This window comes from Kitasatospora sp. NPDC101108, from assembly GCF_055584725.1.
Genome location: NZ_JBVJLM010000029.1, coordinates 44,534 through 66,628, shown reverse-complemented (window position 1 = coordinate 66,628; position 22,095 = coordinate 44,534). Strand labels below are relative to the sequence as shown.

Below are 22,095 nucleotides of genomic sequence, written 5' to 3'. Positions count from 1 at the left end.
CCCGGCGGTAAATGAGGTGCACCGACGGGAGGGGCCTGACTAAGGTCTCTCCCGTCCAGGTGCGCAGGCAGAGGTTACTTCCACTCTTAATGGGCGTGTCGCGGGTTCGAGTCCCGCCGCCGGTACTTCCGTGCCGGTGTAGCTCAGTCGGTAGAGCAGCTATGTCACCTCAGCCGTCCTTGAACTCTGGACACCTCAACGTGAATAGAATTCCGCACCTCCCGGTGCGACGGCAGCGGTTACTTCTGGTAGACGCCGGTCTTCCGGCGTAGCGGTTCGAGTCCGCGAAACACCGCCGCCACCTTTGATCTCGGGAGGCAGTTGCGCTTCGGAGTGCCCGGTGCGCAGGCGGGGGTTACTTCGGATCTTGCGGTTCCGGGTTCAAGTCCCGGGCGTGCCGTGCGCGAGCGCGGCCGCTAGCTCAATCGGGCAGAGCACAAGGCACCTACCTCCGCCGAGGCCGGTCGTTCGACGACGACCGGCATGATCTCGGGCACCCCTCAGTGCGGCATGCCTCCCTCCCGTTGACGACCGAGCACGCCGAGGGGGGCTGCAGCATGTCCAGGTTCAACAGCCGCAAGGCCAGGTCGAGTCCGAGTTCGCCGGTGACCACGACCGGCCAGCGCGGCCTCACCCACGAGGGCGGCACCGGCTACGTCCGGGACCGCAAGTCCGAACTCTTCCTCCTGGCCGTCTCCAACCTGGTCGGCCAGGACACCTTCTACGAGCGCGGCGGCGCCCGCGACGACCGCTACACCGCGCTGGTGCGCGAACTCGCCGTCGCCGAACCGGAGTGGACCCTCGGGCTGCTGCGCTGGTTGCGGTACGGGGCGCAGATGCGCACCGCCGCGCTGGTCGGCGCCGCCGAGTTCACCCGCGCCCGGCTGGACGCCGGCGCCCACGGGCACTCCCGGCAGGCCGTCGACGCGGTGCTGCGCCGCGCCGACGAGCCCGGCGAGCTGCTCGCGTACTGGACCTCGCGCTACGGTCGGGCGCTGCCCAAGCCGCTCAAGCGCGGTGTCGCGGACGCGGTGCGGCGGCTGTACGACGCCCGTTCGCTGCTCAAGTACGACACCGCGGGCAAGGGCTACCGCTTCGGCGACGTCCTGGAGTTGACCCACCCGACGCCGGACCCGGGCAAGCCCTGGCAGGGCCCGCTGTTCGCGTACGCGCTGGACCGCCGGCACCGGCCGGAGGAGGCCGTCCCGCCCGCCGCCGACCGGATGCTGACAGCCAACCGCGAGCTGCTCGCGCTGCCGGTCGAGCAGCGCCGGGCGGCCGTCACCGCCGAGGACGGCGCGGAGCGGCTCGCCACCGCCGGGCTGACCTGGGAGGCGCTGGCGGGCTGGCTGCAGGGGCCGCTGGACGCGGCCGCCTGGGAGGCGGTCATCCCCTCGATGGGCCCGATGGCGCTGGTCCGGAACCTGCGCAACTTCGACCAGGCCCGGGTGTCGGACGAGGTCGCGGCCGAGGTGGCCCGGCGGATCTCCGACCCGGGCGAGGTACGGCGCTCGCGCCAGTTCCCGTTCCGCTACCTGGCCGCCCACCGGCACGCGCCCTCGCTGCGGTGGGGGCACGCGCTGGAGACGGCACTCGGCCACTCGCTCGCCAACGTGCCCGAACTGCCCGGCCGGACGCTGATCCTGGTCGACCGCTCCGGCTCGATGTTCGACCGGCCGAGCGCGCAGACCCAGCTCAACCGGGCGGACTCGGCGGCGATCTTCGGCACCGCGCTGAAGGTCCGCGCGGCCGAGGCGGACCTGGTCGAGTTCGGCAGCAGCAGCCGGAAGATCGAGGTCGGCCGCGGGGAGGCGGTGCTGCGGGTGCTGGAACGGTTCTCCAGCCTCGGCGGCACCAACACCGCCGAAGCCGTCCGCGTCCACTACCGGGGCCACGACCGGGTGGTGATCGTCACCGACGAGCAGACCGGCTTCGGCTACCGGGGCAGCGATCCGCTCGCCGCCGTCCCGGCCCAGGTGCCCGTCTACACCTGGAACCTGGCCGGCTACGCCCCGGGTCACGGCCCCAGCGGCGGCGCCAACCGGCACACCTTCGGCGGCCTGAGCGACGCGGCCTTCCGGCTGATCCCCCTCCTGGAGGCGGGTTCCGACGCCGGCTGGCCCTGGGAGGTGTAGCCACTGCCGGTGCACGGGCTGGGGGCCTGCGCACCGCCACGCGGCCGGACGGGGGTGTCGGTGGCGCGCGGAGTCGGGGGACCGAGCGCGTGACCGTCACGGCCGCACGAGGGGGAGGCGGTGGCGCGGAGTCGGGGGACCCGGCGCCACCGCGAACGGCCGGTCCGGGGGGACCGGCCGGAGCCCCGGGCGGAGTTGTCAGGGGGACGCTCCGCCCCGCACCCGAGGTGGGCGGCAGGACACTGCCGCCCACCTCGGCACGCCACCCGCCGGGCCACGTCGGGCCACGCCGGGCCGCTCCCGGTCCCGACGCGCCCGGCATCGCACGGGCACCGGACCAGGTCGACCGGGCGTCGAAACGGGCGGAGGATCGCGCAGCCGCGCAGCGGAGCCTTGACGGGCCGACCGGTGCGTGCGAACAGCCGCGGCACCCACCGCCCGCCGCGCACCACCCGTCACGACGGCACCGGCAGCCGGCCCCCGCCACAGCGACGGCACCGCGGTCCGGGCAGCAAGGGGGAAACCGGCCCCGGCGCCCCCGACCCGTGGCAGCATCGGCACCGCAGGCCCGGCGCCGACCGCGCCGGGCCGGCACCAGGGGCCGGGCGGCGGACGAGGAGCACAGGGTGGCGGACGAGTTCGATGTCGTGGTGGTCGGCGGCGGGATCGTCGGGCTGGCCACGGCCTACGCCCTGACCCGGAAGGAAGCCGGGGCGCGCACCGGCCTGCGGGTCGCGGTGCTGGAGAAGGAGAACGGCTTCGCCGCGCACCAGACCGGGCGCAACAGCGGGGTGATCCACAGCGGCGTGTACTACCGCCCCGGCTCGTACAAGGCCCGGTTCGCCGTCGCGGGCGCCGCCGAGCTCGTCGGCTTCTGCCGCGAGCACGGCATCCCGTACGAGGTGACCGGAAAGCTGATCGTGGCGACCGACGACGCCGAACTGCCCCGGCTGGCGGTGCTGGCCGAGCGGGGACGGGCCAACGGGATCCCGGTCACCGAGCTGGACCGGGCCGGGATCGCCCGGTACGAGCCGGAGGTCGCGGGGAGGGCCGGACTGCACGTGGGCACGACCGGCATCTGCGACTTCCCGGCGGTCGCCACGACGTACGCCCGGCTGGCCCGGGAGGCGGGTGCCGAGCTGCGGCCCGGCACCGAGGTGCGGACGCTCGTCCGGCGCCGGGACCGGGTGACGGTCGGCACCGCCGCCGGGGAGCTGCGCTGCCGGGTGCTGGTGAACTGCGCCGGGCTGCACAGCGACCGGATCGCCCGGCTGGCCGGGGACGACCCGGGGGTGCGGATCGTGCCGTTCCGCGGCGAGTACTACGAACTGGTGGAGAAGCGCAGGGACTTGGTACGCGGCCTGGTCTACCCGGTGCCCGACCCGGCCTTCCCGTTCCTCGGGGTCCACCTGACCCGGGGCATCCACGGGGACGTCCACGTCGGCCCGAACGCGGTGCCCGCCCTGGCCCGCGAGGGGTACGACCGGCGCACCGTCCGCCCGCGCGACCTGGCCGAGACCCTGGCCTTCCCCGGCACCTGGCGGATCCTCCGGCGGCACTGGCGCTACGAGGTGGGCGAGTTGCACCGCTCGCTGTCCAAGCGGGCGTTCACCACGGCCGTCCAGCGGCTGCTGCCCGCCGTGACCGCCGCGGACCTGGTGCCGGCCGCCGCCGGGGTGCGGGCGCAGGCGGTCGCCCGGGACGGCGCGTTGCTGGACGACTTCGCCTTCGCGGGCTTCGACCCGGAGGACCCGCGCTCCCCGCGCCGTGCGGTGCACGTGCTGAACGCCCCCTCCCCCGCCGCCACCGCCTCGCTGCCGATCGGCCGCGAGGTGGCCCGCCGGGCCCTGGCCGCCCTGGAGGCCGGCGGATGAGACCGGTCACAGCCCCTGCGGGACAGCCCCGGAAGCCCCGTAGACTCGGGTGATTGTGACTGCCACCGCCCCGATCCCCCAGCAATCGCCGTCCGCCCGGCTGTCCGCGGCGCCGGCCGCCTACCCCGCGCCGATGTACCCGCACAAGGCCACCGAGGAGCAGCACCGGGAGCGGCGCATCCGCAGCTTCCAGCCGCGCCGCGGCCGGATGACCAACGCCCAGGCGAGCGCCCTGGACCGGAGCTGGGAGACGTACGGCGTCCCGATCGACGGCACCCCGCTCGACCTCGCGGAGCTGTTCGGCGGCCTGCCGGTCACCCTGGAGATCGGCTTCGGCATGGGCGAGACCACCGCCGCGATGGCCGCCGCCGACCCGTCGATGGGCATCCTCGCCGCGGACGTGCACACCCCCGGCCACGGCAACCTGCTCGGCATGCTGGAGCGGGACGGTTCGCGGAACGTCCGGCTGGCCGCCGGTGACGCCGTCATCCTGCTGCGCGACATGCTGCCGGACGCCTCGCTCGCGGGCCTGCGGGTCTACTTCGCCGATCCGTGGCCGAAGCCCAAGCACCACAAGCGCCGGCTGGTCCAGTCGTCCTTCCTCGACCTGGTGCTGCCCCGGCTCGCCCCGGGCGCCCTGGTCCACTGCGCGACCGACTGGGAGCCGTACGCGGAGCAGATGCTGGAGGTGCTGTCCGCCTCCCCCGAGTTGGAGAACCTGCACCCCGAGGGTGACGGGACCGGCTGGCTGGAGCCCGCGGACCACCCGGACGGCAGCATCCCGGGCTACGCGCCCAGGCCGGACTGGCGGCCGGTCACCAAGTTCGAGCGGGCCGGGATCGCCAAGGGCCACGTGGTGCACGACCTGCTGTTCCGCCGCCGCTGACCCCTCGGCGGCCGTTCGAAGGGGCCCCGGCGGGCTGACCGGCCGGTCGGGCCCCGGACGAACCGTTCGTCCCGAATCCTCCCGACGGGCCGCCACCGTGGCCTACCCTGTGCCGCATGGGCAGCCCGTCCAGCGGCGGCCGGGACGTCTGGCCGGGGCGGGCGGCGGTCCGCACCGCCGCCGACGCACCGGGAACGGCCCCGCGCACCGGTGACACCCGGACCATCCCGGGGCCCCGCGGGCGCCGGGCCCAACGGCTGCTGCCCCGGGCCGGCGGCGCGTCACCTCCCGCCGCGGCCTCGGCCTCCGCCCGGGACGGATCACCGGGGGCTCCCCCGGGCCGCAGCCGCTCGATGGCGCTCTCCTCGGTCACCGCGACCGCCGTGCTGATCCTGGCCGGCTGCGGGGTGCTGATCCTGCACCTGGTCCAGCGGCAGACCGGCACGGTCGGACTGCTGGTGGGCCTGGGCCTGGCGATGGTGCCGCTGCCCTTCGTGCTGGGCGGCCTGGCCTGGCTGAACCTGACCGCCCGGGTGCCGCTGCGGCACACCCTGTTCTGCCTCGGCTGGGGCGCCTGCGCCGCCACCACGGTCGCGATCCTCGCCAACAACTGGACCGCCGACTACCTGACCGCCCACCGCGGCGCGTTGGGCGGCCTCCTCGGCGCCGGGATCGCCACCCCGGTGATCGAGGAGAGCGCCAAGGCCACCGCCCTGCTGGTGCTGCTCCTGCCGCTCGGCCAACGGCTGCGCTGCCACGGACGCCGCTCCGGGCGCCCCTGCGCGCCGCTGCTGCACCGGGCGCCCGCGCCCCGGCGCTCCCACCCGTACCCGCGCCACCCGGCCGGGCCGCACGCCCAGGGCCGGCTGCGGCTGCGCCCGTACCTGCGGCCGCTGCCGTACCTGTGCCCGGCGCCGCCCTCGCCGGGCACGCCGCACCGCCGTTCCCGGCCGCGCACGCTGGCCGCCGGGGTGGTGCTCGGCGGGATGACGGCCTGCGGCTTCGCCTTCACCGAGAACGCCCTCTACCTGGGCCGGGCCTTCACCACCGACCAGCGCAACCGGCTGGACAGCATCGGCCTGGGCGATCCGCCCAGCCTCCGCGACTTCGACAGCACCGTGCAGACCTTCGTGCTGCGCGCCCTGCTCTCCCCCTTCGCCCACCCCCTGTTCACCGCGCTCACCGGGATCGGCCTGGCCGTCACCCTGACCACCGGGCGGCGCTGGCTGGCGCGACTGGCGGCGCCGGCCGGGCTGCTGACCGCGATAGTGCTGCACGGGACGTGGAACGCCGCCGCCGACCTGGGCACGGACGGGTTCCTGGTGGTGTACGGGGTGCTGATGGTGCCCTGCTTCGTCGCCCTGGTCTGCTTCGCGCTCTGGGCCAGATCCCGCGCCGCCCGGTACGCCTGGCGGCGCGGACGGCGGCCGGCGAGGGGGTAGCGGAGGGCTGCCGCGGGCCGGTCCGGAGAACCGATTTCCCATCTCGGCGACTTCCACGTATTGTTGTGTTCACCGACGCGGGGTGGAGCAGCTCGGTAGCTCGCTGGGCTCATAACCCAGAGGTCGCAGGTTCAAATCCTGTCCCCGCTACTCAGTAGCCGAAAGGGCCCGGAGGATTCTTCCTCCGGGCCCTTTCGCGTTCCCGGGGACGGGCAGAGCACGGTCCCGCCACGAAGCGGTAACGGGGGCGGATTTCAAGATCTGCTGTCGTACGGCTCCCCCATACTGAGGAAAAATTCATCCAAGTGGGGGACGGCGGGACCGTGCCCTGGATAAGGAACGACCTCGATGCTGTCGAAGCGCATGGCCAGTACCGCCGCGATCTGCCTCCTCCTGGGGGCCGGTACGGCCGCCTGCGGTGACAACAAGGACTCGGACAAGGCCGCCGCGCCGGCGACCAGCGCCGCCGCTGCCGCGACTGCGACCGCCACGCCGACTCCGACCCCGACCGTCGCGAAGCTCGACACCGACAAGCTGAGCGCACAGGAGATCGAGAAGCAGGCCAAGGACGCACTGGCCGGCGCCACCGCCCTCAAGATCTCCGGGACCATGGCCGACGCGGACGGCAAGATGGAGATGGACCTGGCCATGGACAAGAAGGGTCAGTGCGCGGGCAGCATGACCCTGCCGGGCATGGGCAAGGTCGACATCATCGGGGACGGCAAGACCTCCTACATGAAGGGCGACGCCGCCTTCTGGGCCGCCATGGTGGGCAAGGACGGGGGCAAGAGCGGCCCCCAGGTCGCCGAGCTCCTCAAGGGCCGCTACCTGACCGGGTTCGACAGCGACCCGCAGATGAAGATGATGAGCAGCCTCTGCAGCCTCAGCGACTTCAGCAAGCAGATCGTCGACGGCAAGACCGACAAGGCGGAGAAGGGCGTCGCGGGCAACGTCAACGGCGTGAAGACCTTCAGCCTCAAGGTCACCGACGACTCGGGCGAGCAGTCGACCCTCCAGATCGCCACCGAGGGCAAGCCCTACCCGGTCCAGGTCGAGACGGTCTCGGCCAAGGACGGCAACACCAAGATCAACTTCTCGGACTTCGACAAGCCGCTCACCATCCAGGTCCCGTCGGCCGACAACGTGATCGACTTCTCCAAGTTCAAGGCCCAGGTCCAGGGCGCCTGAGCGGCGCCCGCGAATAATCCGTTGCCCTCCCGCCGGGAGCCTGCCTACAGTGGCGGCACACTGAAAGGAGGTGATCCTGAATTGAGTTCCATCAGGATGCGTGAGGTGGCTGCTCGCTAGAGCCGCCCCTGCCTGCGCAGGGTGAGGCCCCAGGCCTCCGGCAGGCGAAATCCACAGCAGTCACCCGGCCCGCGGGCTCACCGGTACATCCCCGGTGCCTCGGGCGCCAGGCCAGTGCACGGGCCGGCGCCGAGGAGCAGCCCGCGGGCCGTCTGCGTTTCCGCGACCGGTTCCCGTCGTAGCCGTGGCACCCCCGGCGCGTTCTCCCGAGGGGGCCGCGGCGCTAGAGTCGGCCCGGCCCCACCCCGGGACGACGGGGCGCGGCGGCGCGGACACAGGGGGTGGGCGATGGCGGTGGCACGGCGACGGGTCGGCACCTCGGCGCTGCGGACGGCGCAGTGGGCGGCGGCCGGAGTGCTGGGCGGTACGGGCCTGCTGGGGCTGCTGCTGTTCGCGCTCGGCCGGGTGCAGGCCTGGCAGGCGCTCGGCGGCGGCCTGGTGGTGGCCGGGGCCTCGGCGGTGCTCGGCGGTGCGCTGGGCTTCCTGTTCGGGGTGCCCCGGGTCCGGAGCGGTTCCGGTGAGCCGCAGGGCTCGTACGCGCCGAACACCAATCTGGAGCAGGTCTCCGACTGGCTGACCAAGGTGCTGCTGGGCGTCGGGCTGACCCAGCTCGGCTCGCTCGGCGAGCGGCTGCACCAGCTCGGCACGGCGCTGGCGCCGGTGCTCGGCGGCGAGGACGCCGCGGTGCCGTTCGCGGCCGCGCTGGTGCTGTACTTCCTGGTCCTCGGCTTCCTGGCCGGCTGGCTGGTGACCAGGCTGGCGCTGCCGAGGGTGCTGTCCGAGACCGACGAGGCGCTGGACCTCTTCCTGGCCGGCCAGGACCATGACCGGCGGGGCGACAAGGTGGGCGCCGACGACCTGCGGGTGCGCGCGATGCAGCAGCTCGGACTGCTCGGTGGCAGCGCGGGCCGACCCGCGGCGCTGGCCGCGCAGTTGCCGCCCGCCGAGGGTGCCCCGGCCGGTCCGGCGGGTGTGGTGGCGGAGGTCCGCTCGACCGCGAAGCGCTCGGCACTGACCGCCGGCCAGGTGCGGGACCTCTTCGCGGACGGCACCGAGGGCCGCCGGATCCAGGCGCTCGCGCTGATGCAGGGCGACCCTTCGCTGGCGGACCTGTCGAGCCTGCTGGACGCGATCGAGCACCCGCGCTCGGGGTTCGAGCAGTACCACGCGCTGCTGGCCGCCCGGGGGCTGCTCTCCCGGCTGCCCGGCGCCGAGGCGCAGCGGCTGCGGGACGTGGTGGCGGCGCAGCTGGTCGACCCGCGGGGCATTCCGTACGGGTCGGACCGCAGCTGGCTGGCGGAGAAGATCCTCTCCCGGCTGCCGGTGACGGACGCCGTCGCGGCGCGGCCGACGGCCACCGTCCCGGTGCAGCCGACGGCCGCCGCGGGGAGCGACGGCGCTGCGTGCTCCGCGCAGGTCCCGGGGCCGCCGAACTCCTAGCGGCCCAGCAGCCCCCGGGCGGCGGCCCGGTTGACGCCGGTCAGGCCGCGCACCAGCTGCGCGGTGAGGAAGATCAGCAGCACCCCGGCCACCGAGAACGCGGCGATCTGCCCGGCGCCCTGGACGTAGTACGCGTGCCGGACGTGGTCGCTGTCGGTGTAGTCGAACAGCTGGTAGCCGGGCCAGGAGGTGTAGCGCGGGAAGACCCACTGGTAGAGCGGGTAGAGCGCCATCGCCCAGCCGAGCACCAGGAACGTCAGGGTCAGGCAGAAGCTGAGCACCGCCCACGGGAACATCACCAGCTGGTACAGCGCGGCCTTCCAGCCCGCCCCGTCGGCCAGCCGCGCGGTGATCGCGCCCCAGTTGCCCGGGCGCACCTGGCGCACCGGCGCCGGGCCCGGCACGTCCAGGGCGAGCATCCCGCGCACCCGGGCCCGCTCCGCCCGGCCGAGGCCCCGGGAGGCGCTGGTCAGGCCGGCCAGCACCGGCAGGCCGAGGACGGTGACGAAGGTGCCCACCCCGAGGGAGAACAGGGTGACCGCGACGGTGAAGCCGACGATCGCCACCGGCAGGCCGGTGAGCGCGTAGCCGACCTCGCGGTAGTACTGCCGGGAGAACGGCGCCCGGAAGAAGCCCGGCGGCTGCTCGGTGCGGCGGGCCCGGGCCGGGCGGGTCCCGTCGCCGTAACCGTCCGGGCCGTCCCACTCCTGACCCAGCGTGCTGTTGCTCATCTCCCGGCCCCCGGCCCCTCGTTGTCGTGTCGCGGTGTCTTCCGTGCTGACGGTCCCCAGTCTGGCCGGAACCCGGCCCGGACGGCATCCGGGGGACCGGCGGATCAGGGGTGGGGTTAACCCCCCTGCGGTGGAACGGGCGGACCGGTCCACTCGTCGGCGAGCAGCGAGTACTGGTACGAGTCGGACCAGACGCCGCCCTTGTACAGGTCGTGCCGCACCCGCCCCTCCAACTGGAAGCCGAGCTTGGTGAGCACCTTGGCCGAGGCGGCGTTGTCCACGTCGACCCGGGCGACCAGCCGGTGCAGGCCGAGCGGGCCGAAGGAGAGCCCGCAGAGCAGCCCGGCGATCTCGCCCGCGTAGCCGCGACCCCACACCGGGCGGCTCAGCACGTAACCGAGGTGGGCGGAGCGGTACTTGCCGAGGGTGAGGCTGGCGTGCGCGATCGGCAGCGCGTCCTCCGGGTCCTCGGCGTCCTCGCGACGGACGACGGCGAGCCGGTAGGTGTCCCGCTCCTCGGCCATCGCCTCCTCCAGGTAGAGCTCGATCTGGTCGGCGCAGGTCTCGCGGTCCCGCGGCCCGAAGGGGAGGTGGCGGGTCACCTCCGGGTCGCCGAACAGCGCGTGCAGGGCGTCCACTTCGGCCGGGGTGTGGTGGTACTCCCGGAGGGCGAGCCGGGGGCCGGTGAGGCGTACGGGGACCATGGCTGCCGACCCTACCCCCGTCCGGCGGCTACCGTTCGGAATATGAACGACGAAGACCTGCGGCTCGCCCCGCGCACCAGGGCCGCCGACCTGCTCGCCTGGGCGGCGACCGGGCCGGACCGCGCACCGGTGGCCGAAGCGCCGCTGCGCGCGGTGCTGGCGCTGCTGGAGCTGGGCGAGGGCAGGATGCACGACGGCTGGCCCGAACTGACCTCCGACGCGGTGGAGCACCTGCTGTACGAGCGGCTCCACCTCTACGTCCAACCCGCGCCGGAGGACGACCCGCTCGCGTACGGCGACGCCGTACGGCTGCTGGTCGACCACCAGCGGGCGGCGAAGCGGCTCAACGCCAAGCGCCAGGAGCGGCTGCACGCCGAGGCCGAGTGGCAGGGCGAGGTCGCGGCCGGGCTGCTGCGCCGCGCCGACCTGGTGACCTGGCCCCGGCTGTACGCGGTGCTGCTGCACGCGCACGGGGTGGACGTGACGGACCTCGCGGCCGTCCGGGAGTGGCTGACCGGCTTCGCCGGCCTCGACGAGGAGCGGCGGCTGGCCGGGTACGAGGCGCTGGTGCCGACCGGCTGGCTGGACGAGCCGGACGAGCAGGGCTGGGGCCCGGGCCGGGTGCTGTCGGTCGGCATGGCCACCGACGGGGCACGGCGGCTGCTGGAGCAGGGGCTGATGCGGCGCAGCTACCGCAACCTGGCCGCGCTGAACGCGCTGGGCCGGCCGATGCCGGACGAACTCGCCGGGGGCTTCGAGGAGTTCGAGGCGGCGGCGGCCGAGGTGGCGCTCGACCTGCTCGGCGAGTGGACGGTGCCCGGGCTGCCGCGGCTGTTGCTGGAGGAGTTCCCGGAGCTCGCGCCGGAGCCGGGCGCGGAGGAGATCGACGCGTATCTGGCGCAGTTGCCGCCGGAGTGAGGTGGCGGAGGGGGAGTCCCGGGCGGGTGGCCCGGGGCTCCCCCTTCCGAGCTCGTTAGGGGTTGAGGCCGCGCTGCTGGAGCCAGGTCTCCGGGTCGACCGGGGCGCCGCCGTCCGGGCGGACCTCCAGGTGCAGGTGCGGGCCGGTGACGTTGCCGGTCGCGCCGACCTTGCCGATCTGCTGGCCGGAGGTGACCTGACCGGAGCCCGTGATGATCGAGGACAGGTGGCAGTACCAGATCTCGGTGCCGTCGGGCAGGGTCTCGACGATCCGGTAGCCGTACGCTCCGGACCAGCCGGCCGAGGTGATGGTGCCCTGGCCGACCGCGTGGACCGCGGTGCCGGTGTCGGCGGCGAAGTCCAGGCCGGTGTGCAGGTGGGCCCAGTAGCGGGCGCTCTGGCCGTAGTGGGCGGAGAGGTTGTACTCCTTCACCGGCAGGGTGAGTGCGGCGGCCTTGGCCCGCTCGGCCTCCTCGGCGGCGCGCTTGGCCTCGGCCTCCTTGGCGGCGGCCTTGGCCTCGGCCTCCTGGGCGGCCTGTACCCGGGCGGTCTCCTCCGCGGCGGTGCGCTGGCTGTCGGCCTGCTGCTGGATGCGGGCGGCGAGCGCGAGGCCGGGGTCGGCGGCCAGGGCGACCGGGGTCTCGTCCGGCGCCTCGACGGCGGGCGCGGCGGCCGGGGTCGCGGAGGCGAAGCCGGTGGCGCCCAGGGTGGCGGCGACGGCGGTGACGCCGAGCAGCGGGGAGGCCCCGCGGGTCTGACGCGGCATCCGGTGGCGGTTGGTCTCGGCCTCCGGGGCGAAGGGGTCGCCGTGGCCGGCGGAGCCGGCGCCGTGGGGCTCGGAACCGTTCGGGCCGGGGTGGTCGAGGAGCTGGGTACCGGCTGCGGGGCCGGCCGGGTGTGCCGGAGTGTGCGTCGACGCCACGGAGGCGCGCTCCTTTCCTTCCTTCGCGCCTACCGGGTTAGCTGACGGGTTCGGAGCAGGAAGGTCTCCTACGGCCGGGCCGGAGCCCCGCCGATTCACCCCAAGGAACGTGGTTCCCCGGCTCCCTGGCCTGCCCGGAGGCCGGCCGGCGGGATTAGGCGACGCGCACGGTGCCGTCTGGGTACGGCGTTGACGACCGCGCTGCGTTATCAAACGTTAATCCTAGGAGGCCCTGATTCCAAGCCGTCCGTCCGTCACGGAAGGGGAGCAGATGATCGGACGTCAACGAACGACCGCTCAACCGCCCGGCTCATCTGAGTACTCCTACTCATGTGCACCCCGGCCGTCCCGCCGCATCCTGACGCCATGAGCGCACCGATGCAGTCACGTACCACGGCCGCGTACCACGTCCAGGCCGTCCTCTCCTTCGCCGTCTCCGGCACGGCCCTCGCCGCCGGGATCGCCTACCTGCCCGTCGGCGGCTGGACCCGGGCCTTCCTCGGGATCGGCCTCCTCTACACCGTCACCTCCGCGTTCACGCTGGCCAAGGTGATCCGGGACCGCCAGGAGTCCTCGGACACCCTCGCCCGGGTCGACCAGGCCCGGCTGGAGAAGCTGCTGAGCGAGCACGACCCCTTCAAGGTCGAAGGGGTGTGACCGGGGAGTTCCGTGCCGGCCGGAGGCTTGACGGCTAAGGCTATTAGCCGTAGCTTTGTGGCTATCGGCAGCAGCGAGCGAGCCCGTGGAGGCCCACCATGAACGACACCCTCACCCCGAGCACCCAGTACCTCGACGTTCCCGGCGGCCGCCTCGCGTACGACGACACCCGGCAGGGCGACGGCACCCCCGTCGTGCTGCTCCCCGGGATGCTCGACTCCCGCCGCGCCTACCGCCACCTCCACCCGCTGCTCACCGCGGCCGGGCGCCGGGTCATCACCATGGACCTGCGCGGGTTCGGCGAGTCCTCGATCGTCTGGGACGACTACAGCCCCTCCGCGATCGCCACCGACGTCCTCGCCCTGCTCGACCACCTCGGCATCGAGCGGGCCGTCCTGGTCGGGCAGTCCTACACCGGGGCGACCGTCGTCAAGCTCGCCGGGGACGCGCCCCAGCGGGTCGCCGGGATCGCGCTCATCGACGCCTTCGTCGAGCACCGGGCGAACGCGCTCATGAAGGGCGTCATGGTCGTCATGGGCGCCGCGATGGTCCGGTGGCCCGCGGTCTGGGGCTACTACCTCCGCAAGATGGCCTTCCCCGGCCCCCGGCCCGCCGACCTCGACGCCTACGTGGACGGACTGGTCGCCGCCCTGCGCACCCCCGGTCGCCGCACCGCCACCCGCGGCCACGTCACCGGCGACTCCGCGCCGATCGGCTGGACCGCGGCCGTCCGCTGCCCCGCCCTCGTGCTGATGGGCAGCAAGGACCCCGACTTCCCCGGGCCCGAGGCCGTCGCCGACCTCCAGGCCGAGAAGCTCGGCGCGCGGAAGGTCATGATCGAGGGATCCGGGCACTACCCGATGGCCGACAACCCGCAGGCCGTCGCCGACGCGCTGCTGCCCTTCCTCGCCGAACTCGCCTGAGACCGAACCCGCCCGCTGGAGAACCAGAGCCATGCCCCGCGTAGGACTGACCCCCGACCAGGTCGTCGACCACGCCCTCGCCCTCATCGACGACCAGGGCACCGAAGCCCTCACCCTCGCCTCCGTCGCCGCCCGCGCCGGAGTCGCCACCCCCTCGCTGTACAAGCACGTCAGCGGCGGGCTCACCGAACTCCGTCGGCTCATCGCCGTCCGGGTCACGGGCGAACTCGCCGACCGGCTCGCGGAGGCCGCGGTCGGCCGCAGCGGGGACGACGCCGTCACCGCCCTCCTGCGGGCCTACCAGGCCTACGCCACCGAACACCCGCACCGCTACACCGCCCTCCCCCAGGCCCCCCGGCCCGACGACGACCTCACCCGGGCGGCCACCCGCCTCGTCGGCGTCATCATCGCCGTCCTCCGCGACTACGGCCTCGACGACTCCGAAGCGATCCACGCCGCCCGCACCCTCCGCTCCCTCGCCCACGGTTTCGCCGCCCTCTCCATCACCGGCGCCTTCCAGCTCAGCGAAGACCTCGGCACCACCCACGACCGCCTCGTCACCACCCTCACCACGGGCCTCCGCTCCTGGCCCAAGGAGAAGGGGTAGCAACACCCCCGCCCGGTCATGCCTCCGGCGCCGGAGCGGACGGGCACCGGATGGCATCGTTTCCGTGACCGGGGCCGGAATTGTTCACCCGCACGGAATGTCGTTCGTTCAACAACACCGCGCACACCGAACCCACACATCCCGGTGAGCGAATCGGCCACCACCCGCCACGCCGGAGAAGGCCGAAAGGCCATGGACGAACGACCGCACGGCCCGGCAGTGCGGCGGGATCGCGTCCGAACGACACCGGGATGACGGCGTATTGACTCGATATTGACGAGATCCGGTCACATGGCGAGATCCGTTCACACCTTCGTAGGATCATCGCCCTAGAATTCGCCGCGTGACGATGACTCAGTGGTGCGCAACGGCTACCGGCGTGCTCGCCGTCCTCGCCCTCGTGGCCGCCGCGCGGTACCGCGCCGTGTCCGTCACCCAGCGCGGCCGGGCCGACCGGCTGGAGGGCGAACTCGCCCGGCTGCACGAGCAGCTGAGCTCCGAGCTGTCCCGCCGGGGCGCCGACCTGGCCGCCGTCCAGCAGGAGCAGGAGCTCACCGCCTCCACCCAGCGGGCCTTCCTCAGCGTGGCCCGACGGATCCTCGTCATGGCCCACGACCAGCAGGCCCTGCTCGACGAGATGGAACGCACCCACGACGACCCGGCGCTGCTGGAGGGCCTGCTCAAAGCCGACCACGCCGCCGCCCAACAGGCCCGGCTGGCCCAGACCCTGGCCGTGCTGTGCGGCGCCCGGGCCGGGCGGCACTGGCCGGAGCCGGTCTCGCTGGAGGACGTGGTGCGCGGCGCCCAGTCGCGCATCCTGCCCTTCCAGCGGGTGGTCGTCCGCAGCCGGATCGAGACCGCGGTGGTCGGCGCCGCCGCCGAGGCGCTGATCCACGCCGTCGCCGAGCTGCTGGACAACGCCACTCGCTACTCCCCGCCCAGCACCCAGGTGTTCGTCACCCTGATGCCGGTGCACAACGGCGCCGTCATCGAGATCGACGACGGCGGCGTCGGCATGCCCGAACAGGCCGTCGCCAAGGCGGCCGACGCGCTCGCCGGGGGGAGCAGCCTGGAGGTCTCCCGGCTCGGCGAGGTGCCGCAGTTGGGGCTGGCCGCGGTCGGCCGGCTGGCCGAGAGCTACGGCTTCCGGGTCACCCTCAGCTCGGCGCCCTCCCCGTACGGCGGCGTGCGCGTCGTCGTGCTGCTGCCGAACGCCCTGCTCACCGAGCCGCTGCCGCCGACCGTGCCCGGGCTCGGGCTCGGGCGGGACGGGGACGACCCGGCGTTCCGCCCCGGTCCGGCGCTCACCCACGACCCGCGGCCGACCTCCGGGGCCACGCACCCCGGCGCCGGTCACCCGCTGGTGGAGCCCCCGCCCACCGGCCGGCCGCCCGCGACCGGCGACGCACCGCCGCCGCTGCCCCGCCGGAGCCACCGGCGCGACCGCGGGAACCGCCCCGCCCAGCACGCCGCTCCCCCGCCGCCGCCCGAGCCGCCGTACCGCTCGGCCCGGGACGCCCAGACCTTCATGACGATGTTCCAGGCCGGGACGGCCAACGGCCGCTCGGCCGCCCGCTCCCAGGGCCGGCCTCCCGGCCCGCACTGACCGGCCCGCACCGACCGGCCCGCGCCGACCGTCCCGCACCGACCGGCCCCGCCCCGTTTCCCCCGACCTTCCCCGAGTCCCCCGGTTTCCCCCGACTTCCCCAGCGCTCCGGAGAGTTCCATGACCACCACCCCCGATCTCGGCTGGCTGCTCGCCGACATCATCGCCGTCCCGCAGGTCCAGCACGCCGTGGTCGTCTCCAACGACGGCCTGGAGATCGGCCGCAGCGCCGACATCGCCCGCGAGGACGCCGAGCGGCTCGCCGCCGCCTGCTCCGGACTGCAGTCACTGGCCCGCGGCGTGGCGACAGGCTTCGGCGGCCCGGGCAGCGCCACCCGCCAGATCATCATCGAGTACGGCGGCGGCTACCTGTTCATCGTCGCCGCCGGGGCCGGCGCCCACCTGGCCGTGGTCACCAGCGAGGCGGTCGACGCCGGGCTGGTCGCGTACCAGATGCAGGTCCTGGTCGAGCGGATCGGCGCCCACCTGACCAGCCCGCCGCGCGTCGACCACGCGGCGGGGGGCCACCGGTGAACGGGCCGGTCCGGCCCTACGTGATCACCGGCGGCCGCAGCCGCCCGACCCGCACCGACCTGGCCGTCGAGAGCCTGGTCAGTGCCCTGCCCGGACCGTTAGGGCTGCCCGAGCCCCCGGCTCTGCCCGAGCACGTCCTGCTCAACCGGGAGCACCGGCGCATCCTCGGGCTCTGCCACAGCCTGCTGTCCGTCGCCGAGGTGGCGGCCCACCTGGGGCTGCCGCTCGGCGTCGTCAAGGTGCTGGTCGGCGACCTCTGGGACCTCGGCGCCGTGCAGGTGCTCCCGCCCGTCCCGCAGGCCGAACGCCTGCCCACAACCCTCCTGGAAGAGGTGCTCGTTGGCCTCCGCCAACTCCGCTGAAGCCCCCGCCTCCCGGCCCTCCGGGCCGCAGTACCTGCCGTCCTCGGTGCAGGGAGCGGTGAAGATCCTGGTCACCGGCCCGTTCGGGGTCGGCAAGACCACCCTGGTCGGCTCACTCAGCGAGATCACCCCGCTGCGCACCGAGGAGACCATGACCGCCGCCAGCAGCGGCGTGGACGACCTCACCGGGCGCGGCGACAAGACGACCACCACGGTCGCCCTGGACTTCGGCCGGATCACGCTCAACTCCCGCCTCGCGCTGTACCTGTTCGGCACGCCCGGACAGCAGCGGTTCTGGCCGCTGTGGGACGACCTGTCGCGCGGCGCGCTCGGCGCCATCGCGATGGTCGACCTGCGCCGGCCGGACGAGAGCTTCGACGTGCTCGGCCGGCTGGAGGAGCAGCGCATCCCCTTCGCGGTGGCGGTCAACACCTTCCCGGACACCCCGAGTTACCCGGAGGAGGAGCTGCGCTCGGCGCTGGACGTGCTGCCGGAGGTGCCGATCCTCTACTGCGACGCCCGGGACCGCCGGCAGTCCTACGACCTGCTGATCGACTTCGTCGACCACCTGCACCGCAGCTCGCTCCTGGAGCTGCAGCCGTGACGGCACCCGAGCCCCCGCTCGCGCCCGGCGGCTGCCCGGTCGCGCACGGCGCCGCGCACGGAGCCGGGTACGGCGGCGCCCCGCACGGCGGCGGGCTCCCCGTGGGCGTCCCGCTGACCCCGCTGTACGGACAGGCCGTCGCCGACGACCCGCACGGCCTGTACGCCCGGCTGCGCGAGCGCCACGGACCGGTCGCGCCGATCGAGCTGGAGCCCGGGGTCGAGGCCTGGCTGGTCATCGGCTACGCCGAGCTGCTCGAACTCACCCGCAACGAGGCGCTGTTCTCCAAGGACTCGCGGCACTGGCGGGTCCCCGCCGAGGGCCGGCTGGCCCCCGACTCGCGGCTGCAGCCGATGACCGCCTGGCGGCCCACCCTGCTCAACCTGGACGGCGCCGAGCACCAGCGGCTGCGCGCCGCCGTCTCGGACACCCTGGCCCAGATCGACCACCGGCAGCTGCGCGAGACCACCGAGGCCGCCGCCAACGGCCTGATCGACAGCTGGGGCCCGGACGGCACCGCCGACCTGATCGGCCAGTACGCCCGCGCGCTGCCGCTGCTGGTATCCACCCAGCTGGTCGGTCTGCCCACCGGCAGCGGGCCACGGATGATCGAGCTGATCAGCCACTTCGTCGACAGCGGGCCCGAATCGGTGCGCGCCGCCGGGGAGTTCCAGGCGACCCTGGCCGAACTGGTCCGCCACCGCCGGACCTCCCCCGGTGCCGACCTCACCTCCTGGCTGCTCGCCCACCCGGCCGCACTGACCGACGAGGAGGCGGCGCACCACCTGGTGGTGCTGATGATCGCGGGCAACGAGACCTGCATCAACTGGATCGGCAACACCCTGCGGCTGCTGCTCACCGACCGGCGCTTCCGGGCCACCCTGACCGGCGGGCGGCTCACCGTCTCCGACGCGCTGGAGGAGGTGCTCTGGCGCGACCCGCCGACGCAGAACTTCCCCGGCCGCTGGGCCACCGGCGACACCGTGCTCGGCGGCCAGTACATCAGCGCCGGCGACATGCTGGTGCTCGGCCTGGCCGCGGCCAACGCCGACCCGGCCGCCCAGGGCGCCGCCTCGGCCGCGCAGGGCTCGCTCGGCGGCAACCGCGCCCACCTGGCCTGGGGCGCGGGCCGGCACGTCTGCCCGGCCCAGCACCCGGCCCGGATCATCGTCGAGACCGCGATCGAGACCCTGCTGCACCGCCTTCCGGACCTCCAACTGGCGGTTCCGTCCCGCGAGTTGGCCTGGCGGCCGTCCCCCTGGTCGCGGGCCCTGGTCGCCCTGCCGGTGCTGTACAGCGCCTTCACCCCGCCCCGCCCGCCAGTTCCCGAAAGGCCCGCACCCGCATGGACACCGCCGACGCCCCCCGCGGCTCCCGACCCGAGCCCGTCCGACCCGAGCCCGTCCGGCTCGACCCCTTCGGACGCGACCAGCACGGGGAGAACGCCCGGCTCCGGGCAGCCGGACCGGCCGTCCTGGTGGAACTCCCTGGTGGGGTGGTGGTCTGGGCGGTAACGCACCACGACACCCTGCAGTCGCTGCTGGCCGACCCCCGGGTCGGCAAGAACCCGGCGCTGTGGACCACCTTCCGCGAGGGCCGGCTGCCGCACGGCTGGCCGCTGCTCAACTTCGTCACCGTGCCCGGCATGATCACCGCGGACGGCGAGGACCACAAGCGGCTGCGCGGCCTGGTCAGCCAGGCCTTCACCCCGCGCCGGACAGCCGCGCTGGCCCCCGCGATCGAGGCCCGGACGGTCGCCCTGCTGGACGCGGTGGCGGAGCTGGAGGGCCCGTTCGACCTGCGCGAGCACTTCGCCTACCCCCTGCCGATGCAGGTGATCGGCGAGCTCCTCGGCCTGGCGGAGGAGCAGCAGCACCGACTGCACGAGCTGTCCGACACCCTGGTCTCCAGCTCCGCCACTCCGGAGGCGGCCCTCGCCGCCCAGCGGGACCTGAACGCCCTGCTGGCCTCGGTAGTGGCGGCCAAGCGGGCCGAGCCCGGCGACGACCTGACCACCGACCTGATCGCCGCCCGCGAGGCCGGGGACGCACTCAGCGAGGCCGAGCTCGTCGGCACCCTGCTGCTGATGCTGGTCGCCGGGCACGAGACCACCCTCAACCTGATCACCAACGCGGTCCGGGCCCTGCTCGCCCACCCCGACCAGCTGCGGCTGGTGCTGGACGGCGTGCGGCCGTGGTCGGCGGTGGTGGAGGAGACGCTGCGCTACGACTCGCCGGTCGGCCAGTTCCCGCTGCGCTACGCGATCGAGGACATCGAGGTCGGCGACGCGGTGATCCGGCGCGGCGAGGCGCTGCTCGCCTCGTACGCGGCGGCCGGACGCGACGGCCGGCACTACCCCGACGCCGACCGCTTCGACCTCACCCGGCAGCCCGCCCGGCACCTCTCGCTCGGCCACGGCCCGCACTTCTGCCTCGGCTCGGGGCTGGCCCGGCTGGAGGCGGAGACGGCCCTGCGGCACCTGTTCGGGCGGTTCCCGGGGCTGGCCCTGGCGGAGGGCGAACGGCCGGAGCCGATCGGCTCGTTCGTGAGCAACAGCGTGCGGACCCTGCGGGTGACGGTCCGGGGGTGACGGTCCGGGGGTGACGGTTCGAGGGTGACGGTCCGCGGGTGACGGTCCGGGGGTGACCGTTCGGGGGTGACGGTTCGAAAGTGACGGTCCGGGGGGTGATGGTCGGCGCCGCGGGGTTACCTGCGGGCGGTCCGGTCGTTCGGCAGGGCATGAAGAAACTCGCCACCCTGGCCGCCCTCACCATGGCGGGCCTCGCCCTCGCCGCCGCGCCGGCCTCCGCCGCCGGCCAGATCGCCAGCTCGCCGGACGCCACCGGCGGCCTCACCGACGGGCTCGAAGTCTCCCCCGCCGACCTCGCGCTGAAGACCGCGGGCAAGCTCCCGGTGGTCGGCCACGTCGCCGACGAGGTGGAGGCGATCGGCACCAACCAGATGTCCCACCCGGGGCTCAGCGGGCAGATCAACCCCTGACCGCCCGCCGCCCGTACGGCCGGGTGCCGGGCGGCTGACCGACCCCCGTCCGGTCAGCCGCCCGCCGTTCCCGGCGCCGCTCAGCCCGCGAAGAGGCCGTTGAGCTCCGGGTAGGTCAGTCCGCCGTCCAGGGAGGTGTACGTGCCGCTCGCGTACACCTCCTCGGCCGCGCGCCGGACCGCCGCGTAGGCCACCTTGGCCAGGCCCGGGCCCAGGCTGATCCGGGCGACCCCGAGCTTCGCCAGCTCGGCGACCGACGGGCAGCCGGGGGCGGCCAGCACGTTCAGCGGGGCCGGTACGGCCTCGACCAGGGCGGCGATGGTCTCCGGGTCGGCGACGCCGGGGACGAACACGCCGTCCGCGCCCGCCTCGACGTACGCCCGCAGCCGGCGGACCGCCTCGTCGAGCCGGTCCCCGGGTTCGCCGAGGCCGTGCAGGAAGACGTCGGTGCGGCCGTTGACGAACAGCGGGACGCCCGCCGCGTCGGCCGCCGCCCGGGCGGCCGCGATCCGCTCGGCGGCCTCCTGCGGGGCGTACTCCGCGTCCTCCAGGTTCACCCCGACCGCGCCGGTGGCGAGCAGTGCGGCGACGGTCTCGCCGACCCCGGCCGGGGTGTCCGCGTAGCCGCTCTCCAGGTCCGCGGTGACCGGCAGGTCGACCGAGCGGACCACCTCGGCGGTACGGGCCAGCACCTCTTCCCGGTCGGCGCCGCCGCCGTCCGGGCTGCCGAGCGACCAGGACACGCTGGCGCTGGCCGTCGCCACCGCGCGCGCCCCGGCGCCGGCCACCAGCCGGGCACTCGCCGCGTCCCACACGTTGGCCAGCACCACCGGCTCGCCCGGGCGGTGCAGCTCCTTGAGCAGCCGGGCCTTCTCCCGCTGGGAGGTCATCGCGGCCCCGCTCACTTCGCGGCCGGGCTCATGCGGGTGGACACGCCGATCCGGTTCCAGGCGTTGATGGTGGCGATCAGCGCGATCAGCTGGGCCAGCTCGGCCGGCTCGAAGTGGGCGGCGGCCTCGTCGTACACGGCGTCCGGCACGTGGCCCTGGGTCAGCAGGGTGACCGACTCGGTGAGGGCCAGGGCGGCGCGCTCGCGGGCGGTGAACCAGGGGGTCTCGCGCCAGGCCGGGAGGGAGACCAGGCGGTGGTCCTGCTCGCCGTGCTTGCGGGCGTCGGTGGCGTGCATGTCGATGCAGAAGGCGCAGCCGTTGATCATCGAGGCGTGCACCTTGACCAGCTCGGCGAGGACCGGGTCCAGCCCCTGCCGGGAGGCCCGGTCCACGGCGATCATCGCCTTGTAGTAGTCGGGGGCGAGGCCGTCCATCCGGAGGCGCTGCTCGGGGGCCGGCACGGTCGGGTCCGGGGTGCTGTTCGTCGTCACGGTGCCCAGCCTAGGAGCCCACTGGCCCGCGGTCCTGGTGCATTCGCCGCACGGTCGCTTG

22 protein-coding genes, 1 tRNA gene and 1 riboswitch are annotated in these 22,095 nt (G+C 74.3%); of the genes, 18 read left to right on the top strand and 5 right to left on the bottom strand.

Annotated elements, in window-relative coordinates; all coding sequences use genetic code 11:
- The first annotated feature begins 557 nt into the window (after positions 1-557).
- The 7 genes from ACZ6Z8_RS35545 (at position 558) to ACZ6Z8_RS35515 (ending at position 9,085) form a co-directional block, all read left to right on the top strand.
- Complete coding sequence (locus ACZ6Z8_RS35545) at positions 558-2,135, top strand: TROVE domain-containing protein (RefSeq protein ID WP_465614133.1); 1,578 nt, start codon at positions 558-560, stop codon at positions 2,133-2,135.
- 626 nt (positions 2,136-2,761) lie between these two features.
- Positions 2,762-4,009 (top strand): L-2-hydroxyglutarate oxidase, encoded by a 1,248-nt coding sequence (lhgO, locus tag ACZ6Z8_RS35540; protein ID WP_465614132.1) that lies wholly within the window; start codon positions 2,762-2,764, stop codon positions 4,007-4,009.
- A gap of 55 nt (positions 4,010-4,064) precedes the next feature.
- The gene (gene trmB, locus ACZ6Z8_RS35535; RefSeq protein ID WP_465614131.1) at positions 4,065-4,895 is read left to right on the top strand and encodes a tRNA (guanosine(46)-N7)-methyltransferase TrmB; all 831 of its coding nucleotides are present in this window, start codon (positions 4,065-4,067) and stop codon (positions 4,893-4,895) included.
- 116 nt (positions 4,896-5,011) lie between these two features.
- Positions 5,012-6,337 carry a PrsW family intramembrane metalloprotease gene (locus ACZ6Z8_RS35530; protein ID WP_465614130.1) on the top strand — a complete coding sequence of 442 codons (1,326 nt, stop codon included), beginning with the start codon at positions 5,012-5,014 and terminating at the stop codon, positions 6,335-6,337.
- Positions 6,338-6,413: 76 nt separating this feature from the next.
- Positions 6,414-6,487 (top strand) — tRNA-Met (locus ACZ6Z8_RS35525).
- Between the two features lie 198 nt (positions 6,488-6,685).
- Positions 6,686-7,525 carry a hypothetical protein gene (locus ACZ6Z8_RS35520; RefSeq protein WP_465614129.1) on the top strand — a complete coding sequence of 280 codons (840 nt, stop codon included), beginning with the start codon at positions 6,686-6,688 and terminating at the stop codon, positions 7,523-7,525.
- Positions 7,526-7,933: 408 nt separating this feature from the next.
- Positions 7,934-9,085, top strand: coding sequence for a hypothetical protein (locus tag ACZ6Z8_RS35515; protein WP_465614128.1), 1,152 nt, complete (start codon positions 7,934-7,936; stop codon positions 9,083-9,085).
- Here ACZ6Z8_RS35515 and ACZ6Z8_RS35510 read toward each other — a convergent pair.
- Both ACZ6Z8_RS35510 and ACZ6Z8_RS35505 read right to left on the bottom strand, forming a co-directional pair.
- On the bottom strand, positions 9,082-9,816 hold the full coding sequence (locus tag ACZ6Z8_RS35510) for a sensor domain-containing protein (RefSeq protein ID WP_465614127.1): 735 nt from the start codon (positions 9,814-9,816) through the stop codon (positions 9,082-9,084). The genes ACZ6Z8_RS35515 and ACZ6Z8_RS35510 overlap by 4 nt on opposite strands.
- Positions 9,817-9,932: 116 nt before the next feature.
- A complete protein-coding gene (locus ACZ6Z8_RS35505; RefSeq protein WP_465614126.1) occupies positions 9,933-10,520 on the bottom strand; it encodes a GNAT family N-acetyltransferase in 588 nt (195 codons plus the stop codon).
- A 42-nt stretch (positions 10,521-10,562) separates the two neighbouring features.
- Between ACZ6Z8_RS35505 and ACZ6Z8_RS35500 the strand changes: the two genes are divergently transcribed.
- On the top strand, positions 10,563-11,438 hold the full coding sequence (locus ACZ6Z8_RS35500; RefSeq protein WP_465614125.1) for a hypothetical protein: 876 nt from the start codon (positions 10,563-10,565) through the stop codon (positions 11,436-11,438).
- A gap of 55 nt (positions 11,439-11,493) precedes the next feature.
- On the opposite strand, the gene ACZ6Z8_RS35495 is transcribed toward ACZ6Z8_RS35500, so the two are convergent.
- Complete coding sequence (locus ACZ6Z8_RS35495) at positions 11,494-12,360, bottom strand: M23 family metallopeptidase (protein ID WP_465614124.1); 867 nt, start codon at positions 12,358-12,360, stop codon at positions 11,494-11,496.
- 12 nt (positions 12,361-12,372) lie between these two features.
- Positions 12,373-12,531, bottom strand: a riboswitch (cyclic di-AMP (ydaO/yuaA leader).
- A gap of 195 nt (positions 12,532-12,726) precedes the next feature.
- Between ACZ6Z8_RS35495 and ACZ6Z8_RS35490 the strand changes: the two genes are divergently transcribed.
- The 10 genes from ACZ6Z8_RS35490 (at position 12,727) to ACZ6Z8_RS35445 (ending at position 20,653) form a co-directional block, all read left to right on the top strand.
- Positions 12,727-13,017, top strand: coding sequence for a YiaA/YiaB family inner membrane protein (locus ACZ6Z8_RS35490; RefSeq protein WP_465614123.1), 291 nt, complete (start codon positions 12,727-12,729; stop codon positions 13,015-13,017).
- Positions 13,018-13,115: 98 nt separating this feature from the next.
- Entirely contained in the window at positions 13,116-13,940 is an 825-nt protein-coding gene (locus ACZ6Z8_RS35485; protein ID WP_465614122.1) for an alpha/beta fold hydrolase, read from the top strand.
- A 31-nt stretch (positions 13,941-13,971) separates the two neighbouring features.
- Positions 13,972-14,547, top strand: coding sequence for a TetR/AcrR family transcriptional regulator (locus tag ACZ6Z8_RS35480; RefSeq protein WP_465614121.1), 576 nt, complete (start codon positions 13,972-13,974; stop codon positions 14,545-14,547).
- Positions 14,548-14,896: 349 nt separating this feature from the next.
- A complete protein-coding gene (locus ACZ6Z8_RS35475; RefSeq protein WP_465614142.1) occupies positions 14,897-16,153 on the top strand; it encodes a sensor histidine kinase in 1,257 nt (418 codons plus the stop codon).
- 120 nt (positions 16,154-16,273) lie between these two features.
- A complete protein-coding gene (locus tag ACZ6Z8_RS35470; protein ID WP_402487351.1) occupies positions 16,274-16,687 on the top strand; it encodes a roadblock/LC7 domain-containing protein in 414 nt (137 codons plus the stop codon).
- Entirely contained in the window at positions 16,684-17,049 is a 366-nt protein-coding gene (locus ACZ6Z8_RS35465) for a DUF742 domain-containing protein (RefSeq protein WP_465614120.1), read from the top strand. The genes ACZ6Z8_RS35470 and ACZ6Z8_RS35465 overlap by 4 nt, the downstream gene beginning before the upstream one ends.
- Positions 17,027-17,653 (top strand): GTP-binding protein, encoded by a 627-nt coding sequence (locus ACZ6Z8_RS35460; RefSeq protein ID WP_046386144.1) that lies wholly within the window; start codon positions 17,027-17,029, stop codon positions 17,651-17,653. The genes ACZ6Z8_RS35465 and ACZ6Z8_RS35460 overlap by 23 nt, the downstream gene beginning before the upstream one ends.
- On the top strand, positions 17,650-19,167 hold the full coding sequence (locus ACZ6Z8_RS35455; protein WP_465614119.1) for a cytochrome P450: 1,518 nt from the start codon (positions 17,650-17,652) through the stop codon (positions 19,165-19,167). Before ACZ6Z8_RS35460 ends, ACZ6Z8_RS35455 begins: the two co-directional genes overlap by 4 nt.
- Positions 19,131-20,243: a cytochrome P450 family protein gene (locus ACZ6Z8_RS35450; RefSeq protein ID WP_465614118.1), complete on the top strand. Its 1,113-nt coding sequence runs from the start codon at positions 19,131-19,133 to the stop codon at positions 20,241-20,243. Before ACZ6Z8_RS35455 ends, ACZ6Z8_RS35450 begins: the two co-directional genes overlap by 37 nt.
- Positions 20,244-20,392: 149 nt before the next feature.
- Entirely contained in the window at positions 20,393-20,653 is a 261-nt protein-coding gene (locus ACZ6Z8_RS35445; protein ID WP_465614117.1) for a hypothetical protein, read from the top strand.
- Between the two features lie 80 nt (positions 20,654-20,733).
- Here the strand turns inward: ACZ6Z8_RS35445 and ACZ6Z8_RS35440 are convergent, their stop codons facing one another.
- Both ACZ6Z8_RS35440 and ACZ6Z8_RS35435 read right to left on the bottom strand, forming a co-directional pair.
- Positions 20,734-21,543, bottom strand: a complete 810-nt coding sequence (locus tag ACZ6Z8_RS35440) for an isocitrate lyase/PEP mutase family protein (RefSeq protein WP_465614116.1) — start codon at positions 21,541-21,543, stop codon at positions 20,734-20,736.
- An 11-nt stretch (positions 21,544-21,554) separates the two neighbouring features.
- Positions 21,555-21,977, bottom strand: a complete 423-nt coding sequence (locus ACZ6Z8_RS35435) for a carboxymuconolactone decarboxylase family protein (RefSeq protein ID WP_465614141.1) — start codon at positions 21,975-21,977, stop codon at positions 21,555-21,557.
- Between the last annotated feature and the right edge of the window lie 118 nt (positions 21,978-22,095).

What these genes read in the sequence shown, in the direction of transcription:
- ACZ6Z8_RS35545 (WP_465614133.1), top strand. Translation starts at nt 558, where the DNA reads ATGTCCAGGTTCAACAGCCGCAAGGCCAGGTCGAGTCCGAGTTCGCCG.
- ACZ6Z8_RS35530 (WP_465614130.1), top strand. Translation starts at nt 5,012, where the DNA reads ATGGGCAGCCCGTCCAGCGGCGGCCGGGACGTCTGGCCGGGGCGGGCG.
- ACZ6Z8_RS35520 (WP_465614129.1), top strand. Translation starts at nt 6,686, where the DNA reads ATGCTGTCGAAGCGCATGGCCAGTACCGCCGCGATCTGCCTCCTCCTG.
- ACZ6Z8_RS35515 (WP_465614128.1), top strand. Translation starts at nt 7,934, where the DNA reads ATGGCGGTGGCACGGCGACGGGTCGGCACCTCGGCGCTGCGGACGGCG.
- ACZ6Z8_RS35510 (WP_465614127.1), bottom strand. Translation starts at nt 9,816, where the DNA reads ATGAGCAACAGCACGCTGGGTCAGGAGTGGGACGGCCCGGACGGTTAC.
- ACZ6Z8_RS35505 (WP_465614126.1), bottom strand. Translation starts at nt 10,520, where the DNA reads ATGGTCCCCGTACGCCTCACCGGCCCCCGGCTCGCCCTCCGGGAGTAC.
- ACZ6Z8_RS35500 (WP_465614125.1), top strand. Translation starts at nt 10,563, where the DNA reads ATGAACGACGAAGACCTGCGGCTCGCCCCGCGCACCAGGGCCGCCGAC.
- ACZ6Z8_RS35490 (WP_465614123.1), top strand. Translation starts at nt 12,727, where the DNA reads ATGAGCGCACCGATGCAGTCACGTACCACGGCCGCGTACCACGTCCAG.
- ACZ6Z8_RS35485 (WP_465614122.1), top strand. Translation starts at nt 13,116, where the DNA reads ATGAACGACACCCTCACCCCGAGCACCCAGTACCTCGACGTTCCCGGC.
- ACZ6Z8_RS35480 (WP_465614121.1), top strand. Translation starts at nt 13,972, where the DNA reads ATGCCCCGCGTAGGACTGACCCCCGACCAGGTCGTCGACCACGCCCTC.
- ACZ6Z8_RS35475 (WP_465614142.1), top strand. Translation starts at nt 14,897, where the DNA reads ATGACTCAGTGGTGCGCAACGGCTACCGGCGTGCTCGCCGTCCTCGCC.
- ACZ6Z8_RS35470 (WP_402487351.1), top strand. Translation starts at nt 16,274, where the DNA reads ATGACCACCACCCCCGATCTCGGCTGGCTGCTCGCCGACATCATCGCC.
- ACZ6Z8_RS35445 (WP_465614117.1), top strand. Translation starts at nt 20,393, where the DNA reads ATGAAGAAACTCGCCACCCTGGCCGCCCTCACCATGGCGGGCCTCGCC.
- ACZ6Z8_RS35440 (WP_465614116.1), bottom strand. Translation starts at nt 21,543, where the DNA reads ATGACCTCCCAGCGGGAGAAGGCCCGGCTGCTCAAGGAGCTGCACCGC.
- ACZ6Z8_RS35435 (WP_465614141.1), bottom strand. Translation starts at nt 21,977, where the DNA reads ATGGACGGCCTCGCCCCCGACTACTACAAGGCGATGATCGCCGTGGAC.